A 226-nucleotide genomic window follows, 5' to 3' on the forward strand; every position below is an offset into this window, starting at 1 on the left:
GGCAATGACGGCTGCCGGGCTTCTGTCCTATCAAATAATCAGCACGCGCTTAGGAGAGGAACATGAAAGGTTTTCTGGTGACTTTCTTTACTCAACAGAATCGTCGCTATCAGGGAAAGATGCTCGGCGACTGGATCGTTGATTTGGCGAAAGAAATGGGACTGCGGGGTGCGACTCTGTCCACAGGTATCGAAGGCTTTGGGCATACCGGCCGGCTGCATTCCTC

1 protein-coding gene is annotated in these 226 nt (G+C 52.7%); it reads left to right on the plus strand.

The genetic code is table 11. The annotated features are described in order from the left end of the window. Positions 1-62: 62 nt before the first annotated feature. On the plus strand, positions 63-226 hold a 164-nt coding region (locus AO388_RS27280; RefSeq protein ID WP_161937164.1), incomplete at its 3' end, for a DUF190 domain-containing protein.

The sequence above is a fragment of the Pseudomonas sp. ICMP 10191 genome (assembly GCF_001467335.1).
Taxonomy (GTDB): domain Bacteria; phylum Pseudomonadota; class Gammaproteobacteria; order Pseudomonadales; family Pseudomonadaceae; genus Aquipseudomonas; species Aquipseudomonas cerasi.